The organism is Kutzneria sp. NPDC052558 (assembly GCF_044547355.1).
GTDB lineage: Bacteria > Actinomycetota > Actinomycetes > Mycobacteriales > Pseudonocardiaceae > Kutzneria.
Genome location: NZ_JBIUAG010000059.1, coordinates 21,251 through 28,383, shown reverse-complemented (window position 1 = coordinate 28,383; position 7,133 = coordinate 21,251). Strand labels below are relative to the sequence as shown.

Here is a 7,133-nt window from a genome sequence, read left to right as displayed (position 1 = left end):
GTATCGAGGCAGGCGGAGCCTGCCCGATAGCGCCTTGATACGCCATCGCCCAGAGGTCTCCGCGCAAAATCCACCCGGAGTCACTAACCAAACTGACCCCGGAGTCGGCCGGACAACGGCCCCCCACCCCTCATCGCAATCCCCACCCCTCGGCAACCGCGCGGCGCGGGCACCCAAAGCACAACCACACCCGCACCCACCAACCACACCCACGAACCACCACAGCACACCCACCCCCGGACCTCACCGAAACCCTGCCCCTCCGGGCAGACGGATTTCGCCGTAGGCAAAGCGGGTTGCAACGAACAGAGCCTGCCCTAGCGTTGGCGACATGGAACCAGCGATCACGGGCACTGCCGCCGGCGTGCCGTTCACCGCACTGCCGCCGGCCGATGGTGGCCCAGGGCCGCTGATCGTGACCTGGCACATGCTGGATGCCCCGGCCAGCAATGCCGCCTTCGCGGCGGCGTTGCCGATGGACGAGGTGCCGGCGTGGCGGGTGCATCTGGGGATGCCGATGTGCGGGGCCCGCATGGTGGACGGCCGCATGGACGCGATCATGGCGCTGGCCCAAAGGGATCCACTGATGGCGTACCTGCACGCCTTCGTGACGCAGGCGACGGAGGAGTTCCCGGCGGCGCTGAAGGAGCTGCGGGAACAGCTGCCGGTGGGGGAGGGGCCCATCGGTGTACTCGGGGGTTCACTTGGCGGGGCGGTGGCACTGAAGGTGTTGGTGGACACCGACATCCCGGTGTTCGCCGGGGCGGTGGTGAACGCCGCGATCCGCATGCGGTCGGTGGTGGAGCTGTTCCCGGGCGACTACGTCTACGACGCCGAGTCGACGGCGGCGGTGGACAGCCTGGACTTCGTGGCCAAGGCGTCGAAGATCACGACGCCGTTGCTGGTGGTCAGCGGGGAACTGGACCACCCGGGCCTGCGGGCGGACGCCCTGCGGCTGGCCGAGGAGCCTGGGGTGGAGTTGCTGTCGGTGCCGGGCTTGAAGCATCCGCTGGCCGAGCCGCCGGGCATCGAGCCGGCGGCCCAGTTGCCGCTGGCTGCGGCGGTGGATCGGGGAGTGTCCGAGTGGTTCCGAACTAGACTGAACTGACGAGTTCAGTCAGGGCCTCGCCCAGTGGACGGTCGACCCGGACGCTGGCCTCCTTGTCGCCCCGGGTCCGACCCCGGTTGATGATCAGCACCGGCTTGCCGGCCCGGGCGGCGTGCCGCACGAAGCGCAGGCCGGACATGACCGTCAGCGAGGAACCCAGCACCAGCAAGGCATCGGAGTCGTCGACCAGCTGGTAGCACTGCTCGACCCGTGGCCGCGGCACGTTCTCGCCGAAGAACACGACGTCGGGCTTGAGCACGCCGCCGGGACAGTCGGCGCAGTCGACCAGGGCGAAGGTGGCGACGTCACGGTCGTCCAGCTCGACGTCGCCGTCGGGGTTGACGCGGGTGGCGACCGCACCGAAGGCGGGATTGGCGGCATGCAGGCGCCGGTCGAGCTCGTCCCGGGCGCTGGTGCGGCGGCAGCCGAGGCAGATGACCCGGTCCAGGCTGCCGTGCAGCTCGATCACGTCCCGGGCGCCGCCGGCCTGGTGCAGGCCGTCCACGTTCTGGGTGATGACGCCGGTGATCAGGCCCCGCCGCTGCAGTTCGGCCACGGCCCGGTGCCCGTCGTTGGGGGCGGCCCGGGCGATGGTGCGCCAGCCGACATGGCTGCGGGCCCAGTAGCGCTGCCGGCCGTCGGTGCTGGCCACGAAGTCGTCGTAGGTCATCGGGGTGTGGCGGCGCAGGCTGCCCTCGTCGCCGCGGTAGTCGGGAATGCCCGACTCGGTGGAGATGCCGGCCCCGCTGAGCACGGCGACCCGGCCGCGCCCCACGACGTCGACGACCTCGTCCAGGCTGGTGGTTCTGGGCAGTTCCGCGTCGGGGTCGTGCCACGTCAGGGTCGGTCGAGTCCGCACCTGCAGAGTTTACGTTCAGCGCGCCGGCGGCGTGGTCTGCGTGATCTGGACCAGGAACTCGGCGTTGGTGCTGGTCTTGCGCAGCCCGTCCAGCAGCAGGTCCACGTCGCGGCCGTCCAGGGCGCGGCGCATGCGGCGGGTGGCATCGAGTTCGGCCGGCGTCATCAGCAGCTCCTCGTGGCGGGTGCCGGAGCCGGTCACGTCCACGGCCGGGAACACGCGCTTGGCGGCGATCTTGCGGTCCAGCCGCAGCTCGGCGTTGCCGGTGGCCTTGAACTCCTCGAAGATCAGGTTGTCGCCGAGCGAGCCGGTGTCCACCAGCGCCGTGGCGAAGATCGTCAGGGAGCCGCCGCCCTCGATGTTGCGGGCGGCGCCGAGGAACTTCTTCGGCGGCACCAGCGCCCCCGAGTCGACGCCGCCGGACAGGATGCGGCCCGACTGCGGGGCGGCCAGGTTGTAGGCGCGGCCCAGCCGGGTCAGCGAGTCCAGCAGCACGACCACGTCCCTGCCCATCTCGACCAGGCGCTTGGCCCGCTCGATGGCCAGCTCGGCGATGGCGGTGTGCTCCTTGGGCGGCTGGTCGAACGTCGCCGCGATCACCTCGCCCGGCACCGCGCGGGCCAGGTCGGTGACCTCCTCCGGCCGTTCGCCGACCAGCACCAGCATCAGGTGACACTCGGGGTGGTTCTTGCTGATGCCGTGCGCGATCGCTTGCAGCACCGAGGTTTTGCCGGCCTTGGGCGGGGCGACGATCAGCGCGCGCTGGCCCTTGCCGACCGGCGTCACCAGGTCGGCGACGCGGGTGGTGAGCAGGTGCGGCTCGGTCTCCAGGCGCAGCCTTTCGTTGGGGTACAACGGGGTCAGATCCATGAAGTGCGGCCGGCGGTAACCCGCCCGCTGTCCGTTCACGGTGTCGACCTGCGCGAGTTTCCCGGCGGCAGAGGCCTTTGCGGCCACGGCGTCGCCGCGGCGCAGGTCGTGTTCACGGACCTGCGCCATGGTCACCGGCACGTCGTCGGGGCCGGGCAGGTAGCCGTCGACCCTGAGGAATGCTCGGTTTCCGGTGATGTCGAGGATGCCGTCGACATCCTCGAACGGAGTGTTGTCGTTGCTGTTCATGGGTTTTGTTCCTTACTTCGATGGATGCGGCGGACATGCCGCGGAGGGAGATCGGCAGACGACCGTCTGCTCTGGATCTCGGCGGAGAGTTCCTCTGGTGGGGGAGATGCTCCGCACCCACGGGAGGTAGACGCCTCGGATGGTAGAGCACGATGTCACGATCGCGCAAGCGGTGTCGCCAGGACATGATCATCAGCGGTATCGTTCCCGCATGGAGCGGGCCGAGATCGTGGCGGTGTGGACGCGGGAGATCGCGTCCGTGTGGGGGCCGTTGCCGGATGCGACGCTCGACGCGATGCCGACGCCTCACGGCTGGTGCGGCCACGTCCGGGGCGCCACGTCCCAGTCGACCACCGCAGCCGCCGACCAGATCGCCGCGGCCTACGGCCTTCCGAGCCGTTCTGTGGTTGTGCAACAAACGGACGGGGGCGATGTATTCCTGTGGGCCTACCGGTCCGCCTCGGCCGCCGACTACCACCGGCAGTGGCCGCAGGCGGTGATCGACGGCAGCGAGTTCTCCGACGTGGTGCGCTCCGGTGAGGGCAGCAGCCTGCTCGACTACGTGCGCCTGACCGAGATGGCCCGCAAGCACCAGGGCGACTGGCGGGACCTGCGCGGCGGCCGGCCGGTGGACATCCAGCGGTTCACGCGCCGCCTGACGTTGCTGCGCGCCGGGATCTTCGACATGCTCACCCGCTCCCGCCCGATCCAGGTGCGGGAACTGCTGCTGCGCGTGGGCGTGCCAGCCGAGTCCTTGCCCGGCGACGTGCTGCGGGCCATCGACTACCCGGTCGCCACCATGCTCACCGTGCCGCGCGCCCGCGGTGTCGCGTACGTGAAGGACACCGAGGGCACCGACCGGATCGCCGCGCCGTAGTCCGTTTTTAGGGCAGCAGCCCGAATTCCTGGGCCCGCAGCACCGCCGTCAGCCGGTCGGTGGCGGCCAGTTTCCGGTACAGGTTCTCGGTGTGCTTGTGCACGGTGCGGGCCGAGATGCCCAGCCGCCGGCCGATGGCCTCGGCGGTGAGGCCATCGGCGAGCAGGCTGAGCACGGCGATCTCCCGGCGTGTCAGGTTGGTCTCCGCGGCAGCGTCGGCGGTCCGGACGTCCGCGCCCCACTCGGTGAGCTGGCGCAGGAAGCGGTCGACGCTCACCAGAAGCGGTTGCAGCCGCCGGACGTAGGCACGCTCGCGCTCGTCGAAGTCGGGTCCGTCGCGGTGCACGACGAAGGTGCGGAAACGGCCGGGTTCGATGGTGGGCAAGGGAATCGCTATGTGACGGACGGCCCCGACGGTCCGGTGCAGCGTCGCGTACGACTCGGTGCGCCGCCACGTCTCGATGTCCACCACGTCGGTCACGGCGAGCGGCCGCTGATCGCCCGTGCGGGCGTAGTGCCGGGCCAGCGGATGCCCGCCCTCAAGTCCCTTGCGTAGCAACGTGTTCAGCGGTAGCGAGCCGATCCACTCCGGCGCCCACGCGTCGATGCCGGCCGCGCCCGTGGCGCCGTTGACGTCCGACAGCAGCACCATGGTGCCCCGCAACGCCTGCGCCAGTTCGCCCGCCACCAGCGGCCACGGCGATTCCGGCGCCGGCGTGTCCATCACCGCCGCGGCCAGGTCCAGCATGCGCTCGTAGTCGCGTGCAGCCAGGTCGCCCATCGGATTCCCCTCAGAATTCGGACATCCCCATGTATAGCGCACCCTGCCCGCCCACCACCCGCGCGGGCCGCCCATCGCACTGAAGGCGGCCTTCGGTGCCGCGCTGCGCCGGACCGGGCCTGTCGGGTATGATTTCGACGGGGTCAAGGGACGGCCTTTTTTGGTCTCTTGTTTTTCGCTATTTCAGCGCCCTGGATGAGCGATTTTTTCTGCCCTAAGGTGCGATTTTGGCAATTGCGGGCCGGGGACGCGGCATGCTGGTGGCGTGAATCCCACTTATGTCCTTGTCCACGGTTCCGCGGGCACGGCCCGGCACTGGTCCGGGGTGCAGCGGGAATTGGCTTTCCGCGGCCATCGGTCGCTCGCGGTCGACCTGCCCGGCCGGGGCGCCGGGTTCTCCCTCGCCTATCACCTCCAGGACCTGGAGGCCTTCGCGGCCCAGCCCTCGCCGGCGGCCGGGGTCACCGCCGCCGACACCATCGGGCACGTCGTCGACACGGTGAAGCGGGTGCGCGAGCACGGGCCGGTGATCCTGGTCGGCCACAGCCTCGGCGGTCTGTCGATCTCCGGCGCGGCCAACGAGATCCCCGACCTGATCGACCGGATCGTCTACATCGCGGCGCAGTGCCCGGTCCGGCCGGCCCCGGACTACCTGCCCGAATACCAGAAAGGCGGCCTCCTGTCGGCGCTGGCGCCGCTCGCGGTCGGCAACCCGCTCGAGCAGGGCTTCGTGCGCGTCAACTGGCGTGGCGCCACCGCCGAGCAGGTCGCCGCGCTCAGGGCCGGCCTCTCCGGCGACGCCACCGAGGCGGCCCTGATGATCACTCTCGCCACCACCCAGCCCGACGAGACCCTCGGCCAGTGGGACCCCGGCTACGGAACCGTCGACAAGGACACCTGGGGTCGCATTCCCCGCGCCTTCATCAAAACCGGCAATGACAACTCCTGCCCGCCGGCCGTGCAGGACATGTACATCGCCGAGGGAAACGCGCTCACTCCGGACAATCCGTGGGACGTCCGCGAGATCGACAGCAGCCACACCGGTTTCTTCGCCCAACCGGCCGAGGTCGCCGACATTCTCGCGGGCTTGGCCTGACCCGGCCGTCAGGCCAATGCGGCGTTGATCTTGGCCAGGCAGTCGGCGAGCACGGTGCGTTCGGTTTCGGTGAGCGAGGCGACCAGTCGGGACTCGTGCTCCAGGAGCCGGCGGACGGTCGCCTCGATGAGCCGGTGGCCGGCGTCGGTGAGCCGCACCGCGACGGCCCGCCGGGAGGCGGTGGACGGGGAACGCTCCACCAGCCCGGCGTCCTCGGCCCGGGCGATGCGCTGGGAGATGGCGCCGGCGGTGACGAGCGTGCGCCGGGTGATCTCCCGTGTCGTCAGCTCGTACGGTGGCCCGGCGCGCCGGATGACGCTGAGCAGGTCCAGGGTCGAGGAGTCGAGGCCGAGGTCGGCCAGGGTGTGCCGCCGGTCGTCGGCGAGCGCCTTGGCCGTGCGCCAGAGCGGCGTGATCACGGCGATCGAGTCGGTGCGGGCGCCCGGCAGTTCCCGGTTCCACGAGTCGACGATGTCCGAGACCGGCCAGGACGACGGCGGGTCATCGAGCGGAGAGGTGGACATCGGCGCGGCCTCCCGGTTACGTTTAGCGCTAAACATAGCAGTCAGGGGGCGTCGGATGACACGCAAGGTGCTGGTGACCGGGGGCAGCGGCGGCATGGGAAAGGCCGTGGCGGCACGGTTTCGCGCCGCGGGTGACACGGTGGTGATCACCGGCCGCGATCGCGCGCGGCTGGCCGCGACGGCCAAGGAGATCGACGTCGAGCCGATCGCCTGCGACGCGGCGGATCCGCGTCAGGTGCGGGAGTTGGCCGACGCCGTCGGGGAACTGGACGTGGTGGTCAACATGGCCGGCGGCAACACCGACTTCGACCGGCCCAAGGCGGCGAGCCTGGACGAGGTGGCGCAGTCCTGGCGGGCCAATCTGGACGCCAACCTGCTCAGCGCGGTGCTGACCACGACCGCGGTGCTCGACCGGCTCCGCCCGGGCGGCACGGTCATCAACATCGGTTCGATCGGGGCGGAGTACGCCGGTGGCTACGGCGCTGCGAAGGCGGCCTTGCAGGCCTGGACGGCCGGTCTCTCGGCCGAGATCGGCCCCAGGGGCCTGACCGCCAACACGATCTCGCCCGGTTACGTCGAGGCCACCGACTTCTTCCGGGGCCGGCTCACCGACCAGCGGCGCGAGACGCTGATCGGCCGCACTCACACCGGCCGCGCCGGCAACCCGGACGATGTCGCGGCGACGGTGGAGTTCCTGGCCTCGCCAGGGGCGAGGCACATCACGGGACAGACGGTTCACGTCAACGGTGGTGCGCACACCACCCGTTGA

7 protein-coding genes and 1 pseudogene are annotated in these 7,133 nt (G+C 70.5%); 4 read left to right on the top strand and 4 right to left on the bottom strand.

The window, feature by feature from the left end; genetic code table 11:
• Positions 1–331: 331 nt before the first annotated feature.
• Positions 332–1,108 (top strand): alpha/beta hydrolase family protein, encoded by a 777-nt coding sequence (locus ACIG5F_RS48010; RefSeq protein ID WP_396527069.1) that lies wholly within the window; start codon positions 332–334, stop codon positions 1,106–1,108.
• Here ACIG5F_RS48010 and ACIG5F_RS48005 read toward each other — a convergent pair.
• Complete coding sequence (locus ACIG5F_RS48005) at positions 1,095–1,967, bottom strand: NAD-dependent protein deacetylase (RefSeq protein WP_396527068.1); 873 nt, start codon at positions 1,965–1,967, stop codon at positions 1,095–1,097. The two genes, ACIG5F_RS48010 and ACIG5F_RS48005, sit on opposite strands and share 14 nt — an antisense overlap.
• Positions 1,968–1,982: 15 nt before the next feature.
• A pseudogene (locus ACIG5F_RS48000) lies at positions 1,983–3,053 on the bottom strand (transcription termination factor Rho, short form); the annotation flags it as partial.
• A gap of 244 nt (positions 3,054–3,297) precedes the next feature.
• Between ACIG5F_RS48000 and ACIG5F_RS47995 the strand changes: the two are divergent.
• On the top strand, positions 3,298–3,963 hold the full coding sequence (locus ACIG5F_RS47995; RefSeq protein WP_396527067.1) for a hypothetical protein: 666 nt from the start codon (positions 3,298–3,300) through the stop codon (positions 3,961–3,963).
• A 7-nt stretch (positions 3,964–3,970) separates the two neighbouring features.
• On the opposite strand, the gene ACIG5F_RS47990 is transcribed toward ACIG5F_RS47995, so the two are convergent.
• Positions 3,971–4,744: a response regulator transcription factor gene (locus ACIG5F_RS47990; RefSeq protein ID WP_396527066.1), complete on the bottom strand. Its 774-nt coding sequence runs from the start codon at positions 4,742–4,744 to the stop codon at positions 3,971–3,973.
• Between the two features lie 265 nt (positions 4,745–5,009).
• Here ACIG5F_RS47990 and ACIG5F_RS47985 point away from each other — a divergent pair, with 265 nt between their 5' ends.
• Entirely contained in the window at positions 5,010–5,840 is an 831-nt protein-coding gene (locus ACIG5F_RS47985) for an alpha/beta fold hydrolase (protein WP_396527065.1), read from the top strand.
• An 8-nt stretch (positions 5,841–5,848) separates the two neighbouring features.
• Here the strand turns inward: ACIG5F_RS47985 and ACIG5F_RS47980 are convergent, their stop codons facing one another.
• Positions 5,849–6,364 (bottom strand): MarR family winged helix-turn-helix transcriptional regulator, encoded by a 516-nt coding sequence (locus tag ACIG5F_RS47980; RefSeq protein ID WP_396527064.1) that lies wholly within the window; start codon positions 6,362–6,364, stop codon positions 5,849–5,851.
• Between the two features lie 55 nt (positions 6,365–6,419).
• Between ACIG5F_RS47980 and ACIG5F_RS47975 the strand changes: the two genes are divergently transcribed.
• Positions 6,420–7,133, top strand: a complete 714-nt coding sequence (locus ACIG5F_RS47975) for an SDR family NAD(P)-dependent oxidoreductase (RefSeq protein ID WP_396527063.1) — start codon at positions 6,420–6,422, stop codon at positions 7,131–7,133.